Here is a 19036-nt window from a genome sequence, read left to right on the forward strand (position 1 = left end):
TCTTAGGTTAGAAAGTTTTCTAGATTACATGATTGCAATTTCATCATTAATTGCCTTGATAAGCGCATCAAATGTACCTACGTGAAAGATTAAAATAATATCCCCAATAATTTCTAGCTGTTCAATTATGAATCGAGCTTGTGCTAGCAAGATTTTGGAATCGCTTTCATAAGTAGATAATAATAAGTTTTCAATTGTATCTTCTAAGTAAACAGGTAATGTATAATTCACATGCTGCTTTAGCACATTACTAAGCGAACCCATCACCCCATTGATGACAATGTTACCAATTTCGCTCAGAGTGCCAATTTTCACCGCATCTAGATCAGCAGAACCTGGCTCTTCACCTGTAAGCACTGCAACTAGTGATGATGCACTGTCAGTAGGAAAAATCAAGCCAGCAGCACCAGAAAAAGAACCTGTAAAGCCTAGTCTTACAGATGCCAAGCTGTCATCATGGAATCGTGTTGCTAATTCCTGATAGGCTTCAGCAGCAGTTAATACTTTCACAAATGGAATTTTGAGACCAATGTGAGAGTCTACCATCTCATTCAGTAGACTTGCGGATCGACCAATTCCAATATTAATCAACTCTTGAAGTGCATCCAGTTGTTCTGCTGTTATATTCATCAAAACTTATTCCTTAGTATTAAGAACTTGCTGGACTGCCTTTCGCAATTCATTTTCTTTTGGTGGCTTATTAATAAAGTTAATAGCCCCAAGACTATAACTTTGATTGCGTGCCCCTTCTTGGATATCGGCTGAGATGATAATTGTGGGAATTTTTAATTCTTCATCTTGTAAAGCTTGCAGAAATTCAAACCCATTCATGTCTGGCATGAGTAAATCCGCTAACACACAATTTGGTTTGCGCTGGTGAACTAATTCTAATCCTTCACGCCCATTAGTTGCTTCTATAATTTCGTAACCATCAACTTGCAAATACTTTCGGATCATTCTGCGAGAAAAGGCTGCATCATCAATAATCAAAACCAATGTCATTATCTCTACCCCTTTGTGTTTTAGCTTAAGAATTGTTGATTGATTTCAGTTAAATAAATATTATTCAAATGATCTTTATACCATAAAAAATCATTTGAATAATGATTTTTTAAGTTGCTTAAGTTAAAAACATTTAAAATTCATCTGCTGAAAATATAATGGTATAAGGTGTTACTAAACTTTAGTTAAGTATTTGAAATTTCATCTAGGTCAAGCCTGGCTTTACGAAGCCAATGCAAAATTGTCGTGTGGTGAATATCTGTCACCCGCTCGATTTCTCGCAGACTCATGCCTTTAAGATGCATCTTGAGACACAATTGCTTGACATCGTTTGAGTAGCACCAAGCTTGGTAAGATTCGAGGAACTGACGACCACATTGTTTACATTTGTAACATTGTCTGCCTTTGCGAAAACCATTCTTGAAAGTTTGAGTTGAATAGCAACAAGGACATTGCATATTTATTACTTTACCATTAAAATAACATTATCTTTTCAGCATGAAACATCTAAACATTATTTGAAAGCCATATATTGCTGAAATTTTAAATTACCATTAAATTACCATGAACACAAAGGGTCTAATTTTTCACAGAAAAGGTAATGGAGCTAACTGAAATTAACGATGATATAGAAGCATTCCTAATTGAGAGCTATGAAAATCTGAATCAAATTGAACAAGATATTATTTGTCTCGATAAAGTATCAGAACAAGGAGAAGCTGTAGTTCGCATTTATCGATCACTCCACACAATTAAAGGAAACTGCGGCTTTTTACCGTTTCCCAAATTGGAATCACTTGCTCATGCTGGAGAAAATTTGCTCTCGTCTTTACGCGATCGCCAGCTAGCAATTACCCCCACGATCATCAATACTTTACTGCAAATACTTGACGGCATTCGGCAGATTCTGTCCCAAATTGAAGCAACCAGACATGAGGGCGATCGCGATTATTCAGCACTGATTACGACTTTAACTCAATTGCAGTTCACTGAGCAGCCGACCATCGCATCTGCTGCTAATCTGCAAGGGTCGCAGACCAATATTGATACTACGTATTTCCCTCACGAATTCCCTGAAATCTTAACCTTGAGAGCATCAGAATCTTCTCAGATCCGAGTTAATGTTAACCTGCTAGATCAGGTAATGAACCTAGTGGGTGAACTCGTTTTAACCCGTAATCAGGTGATTGGATTTAGTAACAAGTTTAAGGATAGTAGCTTTACTGCTACTTGCCAACACCTTAGTCTTCTGACATCCCAGTTGCAGGAAGAGATCGTGAAAACTCGGCTGCAATCAATTAGTACCATTTGGCAAAAGTTTCCTCGCGTAACGCGCGATTTGGCGATCGCTTCCGGTAAACAAGTTAAGGTTGACATGGAGGGAATAGATACTGAACTGGATAAAAGCATTATTGAAGCGATTAAAGACCCCTTGACTCACTTAGTACGCAACTGTATAGATCATGGCATTGAGTTACCAGCAGAGCGGACTGCTTGTGGAAAGTCATCTGTCGGGCGGTTATTTTTAAGAGCTTTTCATGAAAGTGGCAAAGTCAATATTGAAATTGGCGATGATGGTCGTGGTCTGGATTTAGAAAAACTCAAAAGGCGAGGGCAGCAACTTGGTTTAGTGAGTGCCGTAGAAGCCGCATCTATGAGTGAGTCGGAAGCGATAAACTTAATTTTCTTACCCGGCTTCTCTTCTTCAGAACAGGTGACAAACCTTTCTGGACGTGGAGTTGGGATGGATATTGTCAAGAGTAATATTGATAAAATTAATGGCACGATTGAAATTCATAGCCAGAAAGGACAAGGAACGACATTCAAAATTAAGATTCCCCTGACCTTGGCGATTATTCCCGCATTAATTGTCACCAGTGGCAGCGATCGCTATGCTATTCCCCAAGCAAGTATCCAAGAGCTAGTACGCCTAGAAGCACAGGCAGTTAATCAGATTGAGATGTTTTACGATGTACCTGTGTATCGCTTGCGGGACACTCTTGTACCATTAGTTTATTTAAATCAAGTATTACAAATACCCAATAGTGTTTCCAAATTGGAAATGTTCAGTCTAGTAATTGTGCAAGTTGATAACTATCAATTCGGATTAGTTGTGGACACAATTGAAGACATCCAAGACATTATGGTTAAACCTTTAGGGAAACAGTTAAAGGCGCAATCTTTATTTGCCGGAGCAACTATTCTAGGGGATGGCACAGTTACATTAATTATTGATGTTGTTGTTCTGGCGAACCGTTCTGGTGTAACCGCAAAACAAAAGCAGCAGTTATTGATTGAAAACGCCATAAAAGACCAAGATCAAATTATCGCTCGTCAAACAATACTATTGTTTGAGGGGCCCGAAGGCGCTCGTATGGGCATTCCATTGACTATTGCCTTTCGGCTTGAAGAAATTCTTTGCTCTGCGGTAGAGAAAGCAGGTAATCAGGATGTAGTACAATCCTACGGGAAAATTTTGCCGTTAATTGACCTGAACAAAGTGTTTTTCCGTAGTTATGAAAATGACCTCCACGAGCGGACTAAGGCAACTGTTGCAGAGACTCTCCAGATAGTGATTGTCTCACCCTCCTCAGAACTCAGTGTTGGGCTAGTGGTTGAGCGGATTCTTGACATTGTAGAAGAACCACTGACAATTACAGGTGTCTCTAGTAGACCAGGTGTGCTTTTGTGCGCTGTATTTCAGGGTCAAATTACAGAAATCCTTGACATTGAGGCTGTAATTCGCATTGCTAACCCTCATTTGCTGCAATTGATTACTAATGGCTGAACAACAAATTTGTACATTTTTTCTCAAAGGAGTTTATTTTGGTATTAACGTGCTACACGTTCAAGAAGTGATTCGCCCACAAGCAATAACTCGTATACCTTTAGCCCCACCAGATATCTGTGGTTTAATTAATTTACGTGGACAAATTATTACTGTAATCGATTTGCAACGCCGATTAGAGATGAGCGAACAACAGACACAATCAAATATAAAACTTGTAGATGAGTCACAGGGATTTAATATTATTGTAAGTTTTGAGGATGAAGTAGTCAGTCTGCTCGTCGATAATGTTGGTGATGTCTTAGAGTTTCCACAGAACACGTTTCAACTTCCACCTACAACCTTAAAAGGTAAAATGCGTTGGATGCTAGCAGGGGCTTACCCTCTCCTAGATGGATTTCTGCTAGTTTTAGATGCCGAAAAAATTCTAAATGTTAATTTGATAAATCACGTTACCGAGTAATTGAGGAGCGCCTTGCAATGACTACGAATCGGGCTGCAAGAACAGCCAACTCTAAATCTTCCTCAGAGGATAGTGTAGCTTCGGCGACTGATAATGGTGTCAAAAAAGAGCAACTGCAAGCGTTACTTTTAGCACTTAAGTCTGTAAAAAATGGTAATTTTAGCGTCCGTTTACCTGTCGAGGATAATGAACTAGGTGAAATTGTCTTGGTTTTTAATGAATTGGTAAGTTTAAACCAAAACTTTGCCCAAGAAGTTTCTCGCTTGACAACCGAAATTGGTACAGAAGGGAAGCTCGGATCTCAAGCCGTTGTCAAAGGAGCAGACGGAAGTTGGCAAGGATTGCTTGATAACTTTAATCAAATGTCTACAAATTTAAAAGAGCAGATCAAAAGTATTAATGAAGTAACCCTTGTTGTTGCCCAAGGAAATTTAGCCAAACAAATTGAGGAAAGCAATGCTGGAGATTTTAAGCAACTCACAGATAATGCCAATCAAATGATTAGCAGCTTGAGGTCTTCAATCAGACAGATGGCAGAGGTGGCAACGGCAGTTGCCTCTTCATCAGAAGAATTGACCGCAGTTAGCACAGAAATGACTCAAAACGCCGAACAAACTGCTGAACAGGCAACCTCTGCATCTAGCTCCGCCGAACAGGTGAGCCAAAATAGCAGTACAATTTTGACTGCGGTAGAGCAGATGAATGCCAGCATTCAAGAAATTGCTAAGACCGTCATGGAAGGGGCAAAAGTCACGACTCAAGCAGTTAAAACTGCTGACCGCACCAATGAAACAATTAATAAGCTTGGTCAAAGCAGCATTGAAATTGGCAAAGTAATTAAAGTTATTACTGCGATCGCTGGGCAAACAAACTTACTGGCGCTCAATGCTACAATTGAGGCCGCAAGAGCCGGAGATGCCGGCAGAGGATTTGCTGTAGTTGCAAACGAGGTGAAAGAATTAGCCAAACAAACAGCAAATGCAACTGAAGATATTAGTCAGCGCATTGAAGCAATTCAGACAGATACAAAAGCTGCGGTTCAAGCCATTACTCAAATTACTGATATTATCAATCAAATCAACGACTTTCAAAGCACGATCGCTAGTGCTATTGAAGAGCAAACAGCAACGACAAATGAAATTAGCCGCAATATTGCTGAAGCAGCCAGAGGAACATCTGATATCGCCAGAAATATCGCAGTTGTCGCATTGAATACTCAAAGTACAACGATTGGCACGAGTAATACATTACAGGCAGCCACAGAATTATCGCGCATGGCAGTAGATTTGCAGAAAGTCGTCAGCCAGTTCATATATTAACGTAAGTTCGATGAACCTCTCCCTCCCAACCTCCCTTTCCGTTTCGGAGAGGGAGGAGCAACAAAAAATTAAGCTTTTTACTCCCCTCTCCGACACGGAGAGGGGCTGGGGGAGAGGTCAAATAAGACTTGTCAAACTCACGCTATATTAGTTTTTTCACTGTCCCCAGTCCCCAGCGATGTACTGAGCTTGCCGTTGGCGCAGCCTCTCGCAGAGAAGTGTCCCCAATTCCCAATCCCCAATCCCCAATGCCCAAAATCCGAATACTAATTGTTGATGACGCGGTAGTAGTTCGGAGTCGAATTAGTAAAATTTTGTCCATCGATCCAGAACTAGAAGTGGTAGGAGTCGCTGCTAACGGTCGTATCGCCCTTGCCAAAATTCCCCAGGTTAATCCTGATATTGTGATCCTGGATATTGAAATGCCAGAAATGGATGGTTTACAAACTCTCTCCGCGATTCGACAAATCTATCCCCACCTACCAGTGATTATGTTCAGCACCTCTACACGGACTGGAGCGATCGCAACACTCGAAGCTCTCTCTTTAGGGGCTTCAGATTATGCCACAAAACCTAGTAACTTAGGAAGTGTAGAGGCGATAAATCAATATATTCAAGCGGATTTGATTCCCAAAATTAAAGTATTTGGTGCAATAACTACTACATTGACAACACCAAGCACGGTTGCTCATCCAGTTCTTCTTCCCCTTTACACCAATCCCAAGCGGGTAGAGGTTATAGCAATTGGGGTTTCTACTGGAGGGCCTAATGCCCTAACTGTCTTGCTTAGAGAGCTTCCAGCCGATTTATCAGTTCCCATTTTGATTGTGCAACACATGCCCCCCATGTTTACGAAACTATTAGCTGAACGATTATCTTCTAAATGCCAAATCCCAGTGAACGAAGCGGTTCCCGGAGTGGTATTAGAACCTGGACAAGCTTGGATTGCACCGGGAGATTTTCATTTGGTTGTGCAACGCGACAAAGGTGTAGTTCGACTTGCTACTCATCAAGCACCGAGCGAAAATTCCTGTCGTCCTTCAGTAGATGTTCTGTTTCGTTCGGTAGCAGAGGTTTATGGTGCTGGGGCGATTGCAGTCATCCTTACAGGTATGGGGCAAGATGGGTTACATGGCTGTAAGTGCATCCGCGAGGCGGGTGGACAAGTGCTAGCACAAGACAAAGCTAGTAGCGTAGTGTGGGGGATGCCTAGTTTTGTGGTTAATGCTGGACTTGCCGATCAAATTGTCACCCTTGACCAGATGGCAAGTGAAATTATGCGGCGAATTCGTTACAATCAAATTCCTATTTTAGGTCTGTAATGGAACAGACTAAGAGTGTAAGCACCAATGATTTTGAGTATCTTCGTCAATTAGTTCGTGATCATTCAGCAGTTGTGTTGTCTGCTGAGAAAAGCTATCTAGCGGAGTTACATTTACAACCAATTGCAGAATCAGCAGGATTCGCTTTCATTGCTGAACTGGTGAAATATTTACGCACTCAACCCTTTAACAATCTTCACATCCAGACAATCGAGGCGTTAGTCACTAATGAAACCTCATTCTTTCGAGATCATCACCCTTTTGAAGCACTGAGACAATACATACTACCAGAGTTAATCAAAAAACGAGCCATTGAGCGGTCGCTAAACATTTGGTGTGCTGCTTGCTCTAATGGACAAGAACCCTACAGCATCGCTATGCTAATTCGTGAACATTTCCCCTTACTTACCAATTGGTCTATAAGGCTAATTGCTAGTGATTTTTCCACTAAGGTATTAGCGCGCGCCCAAAAAGGGCATTATAACCAACTTGAAATTAACCGCGGACTATCTGAAAATCTCCGTGACAAGTACTTTCATCGGCTAGATAGTGACTGGCAAATAAAGTCCGAAATTCGCCAGATGGCAGAGTTTCGTCAGATCAACCTGATGCAATCTTGGTCATCCCTTCCCGAAATCGACGTGATCTTTTTACGCAATGTTTTAATCTACTACGATCTAGATACCAAGAAAGTCTTGCTAACAAAGGTAAAACAGCAATTAAGAACAGATGGCTACCTGTTTCTCGGTAGTGCTGAGACGACTATCAACCTGGATGGCTCATTCAAGCAGGTTTCATTTAACAAGGGTATCTGCTATCAATTGCACAATGCTTAACAGATTTGGCTACAATCGTTCTCGTTCTTAACAGCTAGTTGCTGCGGCAGTTGTTGTGGACATTTTGCCGACAGGAGAGGGATAAGTTCGACCCATGACTAAACTTGAACCCCATTCACAGCAAGAAGTGTGGCGGCAAGCGCTAGTAGTCTGCCAACCCCAAAATGCGCTTGTGGGGAAAGGGGAAAGGGAAAAGGGTAAGAGATTTAAACCCTTTCCCCCTTCCCCCTTCCCTGACAGGTGTAGGTTTTTTACGTGGGTAGAGTATTCACTGCTGAAAGGGAGAGAACCCGTATTTGAAGGCTGTCGAGGAGAAGCTGTTGGGTTTGATTGAGCGATAAGACGGTGTTAGGGACTGAAACTAATGGATTACTCCTTAGTGCTACGATTGCTGAGTCCAAATTTACTTGCATACACAATAAAAGTTGTTTGAGCGACTGGGATTGCGATCCCTGTACCTCCAAGTGCTACCCGACTTTGAAAACAACCCTAAAAAAAATCATGGAAACTATGACTAAGTTTCTTTTCAAATATTGGAATTGTTTTCTAATCGCTTTTTTCCTATGTTTTTCAGCCAGCCCTAATTATGTATACAAGTTACGGAATGTTTATTCTGCCAAATTATTGGGAAATATTAAAGTTATAAACTTCTTCTAAAGATTTTAACTTGACGCTATGACAACACTGGCAGCAATTCCCGATTCAAATCTATTGCCCTATATCCCTGGTTATGCCATTGTTGAGCAGATATATGCAGGTTCTCAGACAATAGTTTATCGAGCAGTGCAGGAGTTAAGTCAGCGTCCAGTAGTGATTAAACTATTACGGCAAGACTACCCCACCTTTAGCGAATTATTACAGTTTCGTAACCAGTATACAATCACCAAAAATCTTAACATTCCTGGCATAATCCATCCATTAAGCCTAGAAGTATACGGTAACAGCTATGCCTTAGTGATGGAAGACTTTGGCGGGATTTCCCTACGGGATTATACCCAAAATTATTCCCTATCCTTACGGGAAATTTTAGAAATAGCCCGACAAATTGCTGATATTCTCCATGATGTGTGCCAGCATCGAGTTATCCACAAAGATATCAAACCTGCTAACATTCTGATTCATCCAGAATCGCACCAAGTCAAGCTGATTGACTTTAGCATTGCCTCTCTCCTCCCGCGCGAAAACCAGGAAATCCAAAATCCCAATGTTCTCGAAGGAACCCTTGCCTATCTTTCCCCAGAGCAAACCGGACGAATGAATCGTGGTATTGATTACCGCAGTGACTTCTATGCTTTAGGTGTGACATTATATGAACTTTTGACCGGACAATTACCGTTTGAGTCCCATGACCCAATGGAGTTAGTACACTGTCATTTAGCCAAGCTCCCACTCGCCCCACACAGCATTAATCCAGAAATTCCCGCGATCGCCTCAGAGATAGTGTTGAAGTTGATGGCGAAAAATGCCGAAGATCGTTATCAGAGCGCCTTGGGTTTGAAGCATGACTTAGAACGCTGTTTTAATCAATGGAAAGCAACGGGGAGAATAGAAACCTTTGTCCTGGGACAACGAGATGTGTGTGATCGCTTCATTATCCCTGAAAAACTCTATGGGCGAGAAACAGAAGTTGCAACCTTGCTCAAAGCTTTTGAGCGCGTCGCTAATAGCAATTCAGAAATGATGCTAGTAGCAGGATTTTCCGGGATTGGTAAAACAGCGGTGATCAATGAAGTCCATAAACCGATTGTGAGACAACGCGGTTACTTTATCAAAGGCAAGTACGATCAGTTCGGGCGTAATATTCCGTTCAGTGCCTTTATGCAAGCCTTTCGTGATTTGATGGGACAACTGCTGAGTGAGAGTAATGTCCAATTGGCGACGTGGAAAGCGAAAATTTTGGCGGCTGTGGGTGAAAACGGACAAGTGATCGTTGATGTGATTCCTGAACTAGAGCGAATTATCGGTAAACAGCTGCCAGTCCCGGAACTATCTGGTAATGCCGTCCAAAATCGTTTCAATTTGCTCTTTCAGAAATTTATCCAGGTTTTCACCACCCCTGAGCATCCACTAGTGATATTTCTAGATGACTTGCAATGGGCAGATTCGGCTTCTCTGAACTTGCTGCAATTATTGATGAGTGAAGCCAGTTCTGGATATTTACTCATTCTGGGTGCCTATCGAGATAATGAAGTTTTTCCAACTCATCCCTTGATGCTGACGCTGGAACAGATTCAGCAAGCCCAAGCTACCGTCAATATGATTACCCTGGAACCCTTGGTGGAAATAACGGTGAATCAATTGGTGGCAGACACCTTAAGTTGTCCCAATGAACTGGCTCAACCCCTAACACAATTGGTATATCAGAAAACCAAAGGGAATCCCTTTTTTACAACCCAGTTTCTCAAGGCACTGCACGAGGAGGGGTGGATTCAGTTCCAGCCAGAACTGGGTTACTGGCAATGTGACTTGGCTTCGGTGCGGCAATTGGCATTGACCGATGGAGTAGTAGAGTTCATGGCATTGCAGTTACAGAAACTTCCGGTGGAGACACAGGAGGTTTTGAAACTGGCGGCTTGTATTGGCAACCAATTTGATTTGAAGACCTTGGCAATGGTCTCTGAAAAATCACTTATTGAGATAGCGAGCAACCTATGGAAGGCGTTACAAGAAGGGCTGATTCTCCCCATTAGTGAAACCTACAAGTTCTTCCAATCAAATAATTCAGACTACATTAATCGCGATGGTGAGATTGTCGTTCCTTATAAATTCTTGCATGATCGCGTCCAACAAGCTGCTTACGGTCTGATTCCAGAAGATCAAAAACAGTCTACCCACTTCAAAATCGGGCAACAACTGTGGGCAAATACGCCTGAAGCAGAGCGAGAAGGCAAAATTTTTGAAATTGTCAATCAATTGAATTACGGTCTGAGATTGACATCTCAAAAAAGTTCTCCCGGATTGTTGAATGCACAAAATGGTGACGAAATCTCCAGGCTGCAAAAATTGGATCTAGCTCAACGGAATGAACTGGCTCAAATGAACTTGCAAGCAGGACAAAAAGCCAAGGCAGCAACCGCCTATGAGACGGCAAGTAAATACTTCACAGCAGGTCTGGCAGCGCTCCCAGAAAACGGTTGGGAACATCATTACGACCTAACCCTTGCCCTTTATACAGAAGCGGCTGAAATTGAGTACCTAACTGCCCATTTCGAGCAGGCAGAACAGCTTTCAGAAATTGTTCTTCAGCACGCCCAGGATTTGCTGCAAAAGGTGAAGATGTATGAAATCAAAATCTATTTCTACATTGCTCAAAATCAAATGCTGGCAGCAATCGACATCTGTCTGCAAGTGCTGGAGTTTTTGAGTGAACCACTGTTTAAAGAACCCCCACTGGAGTTAGCGATCGAGGATTTAATGAACCTGCCAGAGATGCTCGATCCGCACAAGTTAGCAGCCATGCGAATTGCGATCGCAATGGTCACTCCCAGCCTGAACGCTAAACCAGATATGTTACCACTGATTGCTTATACACTAGTGAACCTATCGATTCAATTTGGCAACTCGGCATTTTCGGCATTTGGCTACACCTTTTATGGTCTGGTTTTATGTGGTAGCCCAACCGGAATTGAAAGAGGCTATCGGTTTGGACAATTAGGATTAAAATTGCTGGAGCTATTCAACGACAGGAAATTGTATGCAAAAGTAATTAACATCTTTGATGTGTTTGTGCGGCACTGGCAAGAACCCGCTCGCAAAACGATCGCTCCCCTACGTGAAGCTATTCAGGTTGGATTAGAAGCGGGTGATGTCGAGTATGCTTGCTACAACGCTACTTCCTACTGCAACTATCTTTTCTTCGTCGGCGAACCACTGGAGCAGGTGAATCAGCAACAGCAAAAATATATTGATCTGTTGTTGAAATTCAAACAAGAGTATCAAATTTACTTCGGGCAGATTTGTCGTCAGCTCGTGTTGAATTTGATGGGAGCAGCAGAAGATGCCCTAATATTCGTTGGAGAGAGTTTCGATGAGGGGAAAATGCTGCCGATTTTAATTGAAACTCAGAACGGAACTCTCCTGTTCCTGCTCCATCTAGCAAAGACGATTCTTCTGTTCATCTTTCAGGACTATCAGCAGGCACTCATCCATGCTAAAGAAGCCGAAAAATACCAAGGAAACATGGTTGGCTTCTTGCAGTTTGCGGAACATAATTTCTACTACTCCCTTACTCTCCTGGCTACCTGTTCAAATGGCAATGAGGCAGAGCAACAATGGGCACTAGAAAAAGTTGCAGAAAACCAGAAACTGATGAGTCAGTGGGCGTTCCATGCTCCCGCTAATCATCAACACAAATACGATTTAGTTGAAGCAGAGCGGGCAAAAATTTTGGGTCATTTAGACGCAATGACCTACTATGAAAAAGCCATTCAGGGGGCAAAAGAAAACGGTTATATCCAAGAAGAAGCACTCAGCAATGAGCTTGCTGCCAAATTCTACCTTGCTTGGAGCAAAGAAAAAATGGCCGCAGACTATATCCAAGAAGCCTACTACTGCTACGCCCATTGGGGTGCAAAGGCGAAAGTCGCCCATTTAGAACAACAATATCCGCAACTACTAACAACCATTCTCCAACCGACTAATCTTGCTATGACATCTGGGCTAACCATCGCCTCAACTTTGATGAGAAGTGTAACTAAAAGCTCTAGCAAGCAAAATTTATACTTAGATTTGCAAGCAGTGATGAAAGCCGCACAAGCCATCTCTCAAGAAATTGAATTAGAGAAACTGTTGGCAACCTTAATGGAGATTACGATCGCCAATGCTGGCGCACAAATCGGTCATTTAGTTCTCCGCCAAGAGGAACAATGGTTAGTTGTAGCTCAAGCCGATCAACAACTGGTAAAAACCTTAGAAATTCCCCTAGAGCAATACCCAGAAATTCCCCAAAGTTTGATTTATGCAGTGGCAAGAACTCAAGAGACGGCTGTGTTTGAAGACTTGAGTACAGCAGTGCAATTTGCTAGTGATCGCTACATCATCACTCACCAGCCCAAATCAGTTTTATGTACTCCCATTAGTCGCCAAGGAAAACTCAGCGGTATTTTGTACTTAGAGAACAACTTAACTTTAGGCGCTTTTACTAGCGATCGCATCGAGATTCTCCAACTCCTAACTAGTCAAGCCGCGATCTCTGTAGAAAATGCCCGTCTGTATCAAAAAACCGAAAACTATTCTTACATCTTAGAAGCAGAGGTAGAACACAAAACCCAAGCTCTTAACCAAAAAGCTCAAGATTTAGAGCAGACCTTGAAAAAATTGCAGCAAACTCAAGGACAATTAATTCATAGCGAAAAAATGTCATCCCTCGGTCAATTGGTAGCTGGTATTGCTCACGAAATTAACAATCCAGTGAATTTTATTAAGGGTAATCTTACCCATACAGAAAATTACATTCAAGATATGATGCGTTTGCTGACACTTTATCAGCAGGAATATCCCCAACCTAATCCAGCTATTCAAGCAATGAAGGAAGAAATTGAGCTTGATTTTCTGGTTAAAGATGCCAATCAAACCTTAGAATCGATGAAGATTGGTAGCGAGCGCATCAGCAAAATTGTCCAGAGTTTACGCAACTTTGCTCGCTTAGATGAGGCCGAAATTAAAGCTGTAGATTTACACAGTGGTATTGAAAGCACCTTGTTAATTTTGCAACATCGCTTACAAGCTTCTGAAAATCAACCCGAAGTGCGCGTCATTAAGGAGTATGGGGATCTACCTTTAGTTACTTGCTATCCTAGTCAGTTAAATCAAGTCTTCCTGAATATTATTAATAATGCCATTGATGCGATTCGAGATAATCTCCAAAGCAGCGAACATCCAGAAATTCGGATTTGTACTGGAGTGATAAATCGTGAATGGTTACGAATTGCGATCGCCAATACAGATAGTACGATTCCTGTGAGTCTGCAAGAGCGGATTTTTGAACCATTTTTTACCACAAAGCCCGTTGGTCGTGGTCAAGGTTTGGGGTTATTTGTTAGCTACTCTATTATTCAACAACATCGTGGTACTTTAACTGTGCGTTCTCAGCCCACTGAGGGAACTGAATTTGAGATTGTTCTCCCTATCTATTGAAAAAGGGACTGGGGATAAGGGACTCAATACTTGGAAAATTGTTCGGGAATTCAGACCACTACCCAAGTGAAGTACACACGTAGGGGCATAGCACTGCTGTGCCCTTCAGATCATCTGTACCTCACGCCTGTTGCAATCTGCTGTAATTCTTACGAAATGCCAACTCTGCTTTCATTCCTCTAAACTCATACCAAGTAGAAACTTTTCATTGTGACTAGCCAATTTAAGTATTTACAAATAAAATTACAGTATTAAAAGTTACTATTTTGCCATGAAAAATTCTACTGAAAGTTCTCAACAAGACCTCAGTTTACCCAAGATAGAAGTAGACCAGCTGCTTCTGGAATGGCATCAAAATCCAGCAGTTTATGTAAATGATATATGTATCCATCAGTTGTTTGAATATCAAGTAGAAAAAACACCTGAGCAAATTGCGGTCATTTTTGAAGACAAACAAGTTTCCTATCAAGAACTTAACCAGCGAGCTAATCAACTAGCGCACTATCTACAAACCCTGAATGTCCAACCAGAGGTTTTAGTTGGTATTTGCCTAGAGCGATCGCTGGAAATGATTGTTGGACTATTAGCCATCCTCAAAGCAGGCGGAGCTTATGTCCCCTTAGATCCAGCCTATCCCTCAGAGCGCCTAGCTTTAATGCTAGAGGACTCACAGTTATCGATACTACTGACACAACAAAATTTGCTTTCAAAGCTTCCAGAGCATCAGGCCCATATAGTTTGTCTGGATAGTGATAGGGAGGCAATTACTCAACACAACCAGGAGAATCTGATCAGCCTAGTTACAGATAAAAACCTGTCTTATGTCATTTACACCTCTGGTTCGACTGGTAAACCGAAAGGGGTTGCTATTGAACATCACAGCACAGTCGCTCTGTTGCATTGGGCAAGAGAAGTTTTTACAACAGAGGATCTAGCTGGAGTGCTGGCCGCAACATCTATTTGCTTCGATCTCTCAGTTTTTGAAATATTTGTTCCCCTCAGTTGGGGTGGTAAGGTGATTTTGGCAGAAAATGCCTTGTATTTACCTACCTTACTTGCCGCTCAAGAAGTCACTCTAATCAATACAGTACCATCTGCGATCGCAGAGTTACTGAGAATTCAAGGTATACCCGCTTCTGTTCGCACAGTTAACTTAGCAGGTGAACCTCTGCAAAATCGTTTGGTGCAGCAGATATATGCGTTGGACAATATTCAAAAAGTCTTTAATCTATACGGCCCTACGGAAGATACAACCTATTCCACATTTGCCTTGGTGAAGAAAGGTGACAGTATTGTAACCATAGGTCGTGCGATCGCCAACACATACTGTCTTCTGTTGGACGAACAAATGCAGATAGTACCCACAGGTGTTTCTGGAGAACTATACATTGGCGGCGAGGGACTAGCCAGAGGCTATCTCAACCGTCCAGAACTGACAGATCAACGATTTATCCCCAGCCCATTCATTAGTGAGCCTGGTGGAGACACCAAGCAAATAGTTAAAAAACAACGCCTCTACAAAACAGGCGACTTAGCTCGTTACTTACCAGACGGCAACATTGAGTATATTGGGCGCATTGACCAACAAGTAAAGATTCGCGGCTTTCGTATTGAGCTAGGAGAAATTGAAACTGCACTGTGGCAACATCCTGATGTGCAAGAAGTTGTAGTGATTGCTAAAGAATTTTCCCCTGGCGACCAACGCCTAGTAGCTTACGTAGTTCTCAAGCCCGAATCATCAGACATGAATGTTGGTAATTTACGCCGTTTTCTCAAACAGAAATTGCCTGACTACATGATCCCTTCTCGCTTTGTGCAATTGAGTGCTTTACCCTTAACAGCTAATGGAAAAGTCGATCGTAAGGCGCTCCCAGCACCCGTTCAAACTTTGAATGCAAATGAGAATTTTGTTGCTCCTCGCACTCCTATTGAGGAACGAGTAGCAGAAATTTGGTCTAATGTATTGGGTATAAAAAACATTGGCGTTCATGACAATTTCTTAGTGTTGGGAGGACATTCCTTACTAGCTTTTCAGATCCTCTGTCGTATCCGCAATATCTTTCAAATTGAGTTACCAATGCGGCATTTCTTTGAAGCACCCACCATCTCTGAAATCGCTGACAGCATTAGACAAGCACAACAGGAAGACATAGGATGTTCTGTAGTACCAATACAATCCATTGTGCGCGATGGTAATTTACCGCTTTCCTTTGGGCAAGAACGGTTGTGGTTTCTTAATCAGTTAGTACCCAATCATGCTTTTTACAATGTTCCCGAAGCCTTTCACCTCAGAGGTGTACTCAACGCCACAATATTAGAACAGAGTTTGAATGAAATTATCAACCGCCATGAAATCCTCCGAACTACCTATTCCAGTTTGAACGGACAACCCATACAGGTCATCCACTCAACTTTTCCCATCAAACTCTTAGTTGTGAATCTCCAAGGGCTGTCTCCAGACGATCAGAAATCTCAAGTCCGCCAGATTATCCTTGAAGAAGCCCAACGTCCTTTCGATTTAATTCAAGGGCCATTACTGCGAACAACATTACTGCAATTGAGTTCAGAGGAACATATATTCCTCCTCAACCTGCACCATATTCTTTGTGATGATTGGTCTTTAAATCTTTTGTTCGAGGAACTGTCAATCCTCTATCAAGCTTTCTCCACTGGCAATCCTTCGCCCCTCCCTGACTTAGCTATTCAATATGCTGACTTTGCAGCTTGGCAACGCCAGTGGCTGCAAGGTGAAATTTTAGATAATAAGCTTGCTTATTGGCAGCAACATTTAAGCGGCAGTCTACCTATATTAGAATTGCCCACCGATTATTCACGACCATCAGAACCAACATATCAGGGGGCGCGTCAATCGGTCGTTATCCCCAAATCCTTAACAGATGCCCTCAATGTTCTCTCGCGCCAAGAAGGTACTACCTTGTTTATGACCTTGTTGGCAGCATTTCAGACACTCCTATTTCGCTACACAGGGCAAGAAGATATTTTAGTAGCTGCTCCAATTAGCAACCGCCACCGTTCTGAATTAGAAGGACTAATTGGGTTTTTGCTCAATACTTTGGTATTGCGAACCAACTTGTCCGGCTCCCCAAGTTTTCGGCAGTTGTTAGGTCGAGTCCGGGAAGTAGCTTTATCGGGTTATACTCACCAAGACTTACCATTTGAGAAGCTAGTTGATGCTCTACAGATCAAACGGGACTTCAACCAAAATCCACTGATTTCAGTGATGTTTAATCTTCAGAATACCCCAACGCCTAAGCTGACTGTTCCCGGATTGACAATGAACCGTCTAGGAATTGATAACGGGACATCCAAGTTCGATCTATACCTCGAACTGCGCGAGACAGCAGCAGAGCTATCGGGCAACTTGGAATATAATACTGACCTATTTAAAGCTGAGACGATCGCTCTGATGGTGGAAAATTTTTCTACTCTATTACAGAGTATTGTCTCTAACCCAGACCAGATAATTTCCAACTTACCCCTGTTAACATTCCCTAGCGATGGGCAAACTAAGCGAGTATGTAACGGCAATATAGATATTCGCAGTCTACCAAAGCCTGAAATGGGTAGAAGCGATTTGGAAGCAGCATTTGTCGCACCTCGTACTCAGATTGAGGAACAAATGGCTAAAATTTGGAGTAGAGTTCTAGCGATTGAAGAAGTTGGGATTCACGATAATTTCTTTGAGCTTGGCGGTAATTCGCTACTAGCATCTCAGTTGATTTTTTTTGTGAGAGAAACCTTTCAAGTAGATTTACCTCTAAAAAGCTTGTTTGAAAAATCCTCTATAGAAGCACTGGCTCAAGTAATAGAGACAGTGCGTCGAGATGGCGTTTCTGCTTTAACCAGTACCATCGATCTAAAATCTGAGGTAGTACTCGATCCTGCCATTGATGCTCAAGGAAGGTCTGTTGCTCAGGTCAATGAATTGCGTCATATTTTTCTCACAGGAGCTACAGGCTTTTTGGGGGCTTTTTTACTTGATGAACTGCTACATCAAACTCAAGCAGAAATATACTGCCTGGTGCGTTCCAAAAACGAGCATGAAGGGTTAAAAAAGATTCAACAAAACCTAGAAAAATATTCCCTTCATCACCCAAATTTTAGCTCTCATGTGTTTGCGATTCCGGGAGACTTAGAACAGCCATACTTGGGTCTTCCTAGCGAACAGTTCGAAAAACTGGCTCTGCAAATTGATGCTATTTATCACAGTGCTGCCCAAGTCAATTTTGCTAAACCATACTCTGTAATCAAGGAATCCAATGTTCTCGGAACTCAAGAAGTTCTCAGATTAGCTTGTATGGGCAAAATTAAACCAATGCATTACATTTCTACCATTGCTGTTTTTGGTGCAATCAGCCATTTTACAGGACAAACAGTAGTTTATGAAGATGACAACATCGAGTCTTGTAAAGACTATGTTGCTCTGGATCTTGGCTATGCTCAAACCAAATGGGTAGCCGAAAATCTTGTATGGGTTGCCAAGTCTAGGGGAATACCTGTTAGCATCTACAGAACAGGATTTCTCATGGGACATAGCAGTACAGGTGTTGCTCATACAAAAGATGCTTATGTGCCGAGAATTATTAAAGGATGCATACAGCTTGGTAGTTATCCAGAACTTATAGATCAAAAAGAAGAATTGCTTCCTGTAGATTATGCAGCTAGAGCAATTGTCCATTTATCTAAAAAGCAAGAATCTCTAGGAAAAGCTTTCCATATAGTACCCCCACCAGACCAAAATATTGGACTCATCGAGCTTTTTGAGTTTATTTGTTCTTATGGTTATCAACTCAAGAAGTTACCATATACTCAGTGGAAAAATGAGCTAATTGCAAATTTCAGGCACTCTCAGGAAAATGTTTTACATCCGCTTTTACCGATGATGTCTGAAAAAGTCTATCAAAATTCTTTGACAATCATGGAGTTGTATCAAAATACAGTTGATTATGACTATCAGAATACCCTCAATGGATTGGCAGATTCGGCAATTGTTTGTCCACAAATGGATGTTAAACTCCTAGATAAATACTTATCATATTTCGTTAGTAGTGGTTTCTTAAATTCACCACCTTTAAAACAGGAGTAAATGTTCATCCTATAATTTTCAGTCATCTCTATCAGAGCGATTACTAAGCCATCCACAGCAAAGT

The 19036-nt window shown here is 41.8% G+C and carries 10 protein-coding genes and 1 pseudogene; 8 read left to right on the forward strand and 3 right to left on the reverse strand.

Annotated elements, in window-relative coordinates; translation table 11 throughout:
* Positions 1–24: 24 nt before the first annotated feature.
* The 3 genes and pseudogenes from FD723_RS37870 to FD723_RS37880 all read right to left on the reverse strand — a co-directional run.
* Complete coding sequence (locus FD723_RS37870) at positions 25–630, reverse strand: chemotaxis protein CheX (RefSeq protein WP_179070311.1); 606 nt, start codon at positions 628–630, stop codon at positions 25–27.
* Between the two features lie 6 nt (positions 631–636).
* Complete coding sequence (locus FD723_RS37875) at positions 637–1002, reverse strand: response regulator (RefSeq protein ID WP_179070312.1); 366 nt, start codon at positions 1000–1002, stop codon at positions 637–639.
* Between the two features lie 221 nt (positions 1003–1223).
* A pseudogene (locus tag FD723_RS37880) lies at positions 1224–1460 on the reverse strand (IS1 family transposase); the annotation flags it as partial.
* A 143-nt stretch (positions 1461–1603) separates the two neighbouring features.
* On the opposite strand from FD723_RS37880, the gene FD723_RS37885 reads away from it, so the two are divergent.
* From FD723_RS37885 to FD723_RS37915, 8 genes are all read left to right on the forward strand, one after another.
* Entirely contained in the window at positions 1604–3790 is a 2187-nt protein-coding gene (locus FD723_RS37885; RefSeq protein ID WP_179070314.1) for a chemotaxis protein CheA, read from the forward strand.
* On the forward strand, positions 3783–4253 hold the full coding sequence (locus tag FD723_RS37890) for a chemotaxis protein CheW (RefSeq protein ID WP_179070315.1): 471 nt from the start codon (positions 3783–3785) through the stop codon (positions 4251–4253). The genes FD723_RS37885 and FD723_RS37890 overlap by 8 nt, the downstream gene beginning before the upstream one ends.
* Positions 4254–4270: 17 nt before the next feature.
* The gene (locus FD723_RS37895) at positions 4271–5572 is read left to right on the forward strand and encodes a methyl-accepting chemotaxis protein (RefSeq protein WP_179070316.1); all 1302 of its coding nucleotides are present in this window, start codon (positions 4271–4273) and stop codon (positions 5570–5572) included.
* A gap of 248 nt (positions 5573–5820) precedes the next feature.
* Positions 5821–6894 (forward strand): chemotaxis response regulator protein-glutamate methylesterase, encoded by a 1074-nt coding sequence (locus FD723_RS37900; RefSeq protein ID WP_179070438.1) that lies wholly within the window; start codon positions 5821–5823, stop codon positions 6892–6894.
* Positions 6894–7730, forward strand: coding sequence for a protein-glutamate O-methyltransferase CheR (locus FD723_RS37905; RefSeq protein ID WP_179070317.1), 837 nt, complete (start codon positions 6894–6896; stop codon positions 7728–7730). The genes FD723_RS37900 and FD723_RS37905 overlap by 1 nt, the downstream gene beginning before the upstream one ends.
* Before the next feature lie 94 nt (positions 7731–7824).
* Positions 7825–8064, forward strand: coding sequence for a hypothetical protein (locus FD723_RS42290; RefSeq protein ID WP_218651879.1), 240 nt, complete (start codon positions 7825–7827; stop codon positions 8062–8064).
* A 341-nt stretch (positions 8065–8405) separates the two neighbouring features.
* Positions 8406–13865 carry an ATP-binding sensor histidine kinase gene (locus tag FD723_RS37910; RefSeq protein ID WP_179070318.1) on the forward strand — a complete coding sequence of 1820 codons (5460 nt, stop codon included), beginning with the start codon at positions 8406–8408 and terminating at the stop codon, positions 13863–13865.
* Between the two features lie 271 nt (positions 13866–14136).
* Complete coding sequence (locus tag FD723_RS37915; protein WP_179070319.1) at positions 14137–18972, forward strand: non-ribosomal peptide synthetase; 4836 nt, start codon at positions 14137–14139, stop codon at positions 18970–18972.
* Positions 18973–19036 lie beyond the last annotated feature (64 nt).

The sequence above is a fragment of the Nostoc sp. C052 genome (assembly GCF_013393905.1).
Lineage (GTDB): Bacteria > Cyanobacteriota > Cyanobacteriia > Cyanobacteriales > Nostocaceae > Nostoc.

Bases quoted from the DNA above. Each gene is read 5' to 3' on its own strand.
- FD723_RS37870 (WP_179070311.1), bottom strand. From the start codon at position 630: ATGAATATAACAGCAGAACAACTGGATGCACTTCAAGAGTTGATTAAT.
- FD723_RS37875 (WP_179070312.1), bottom strand. From the start codon at position 1,002: ATGACATTGGTTTTGATTATTGATGATGCAGCCTTTTCTCGCAGAATG.
- FD723_RS37885 (WP_179070314.1), top strand. From the start codon at position 1,604: ATGGAGCTAACTGAAATTAACGATGATATAGAAGCATTCCTAATTGAG.
- FD723_RS37890 (WP_179070315.1), top strand. From the start codon at position 3,783: ATGGCTGAACAACAAATTTGTACATTTTTTCTCAAAGGAGTTTATTTT.
- FD723_RS37895 (WP_179070316.1), top strand. From the start codon at position 4,271: ATGACTACGAATCGGGCTGCAAGAACAGCCAACTCTAAATCTTCCTCA.
- FD723_RS37900 (WP_179070438.1), top strand. From the start codon at position 5,821: ATGCCCAAAATCCGAATACTAATTGTTGATGACGCGGTAGTAGTTCGG.
- FD723_RS37905 (WP_179070317.1), top strand. From the start codon at position 6,894: ATGGAACAGACTAAGAGTGTAAGCACCAATGATTTTGAGTATCTTCGT.
- FD723_RS42290 (WP_218651879.1), top strand. From the start codon at position 7,825: ATGACTAAACTTGAACCCCATTCACAGCAAGAAGTGTGGCGGCAAGCG.
- FD723_RS37910 (WP_179070318.1), top strand. From the start codon at position 8,406: ATGACAACACTGGCAGCAATTCCCGATTCAAATCTATTGCCCTATATC.
- FD723_RS37915 (WP_179070319.1), top strand. From the start codon at position 14,137: ATGAAAAATTCTACTGAAAGTTCTCAACAAGACCTCAGTTTACCCAAG.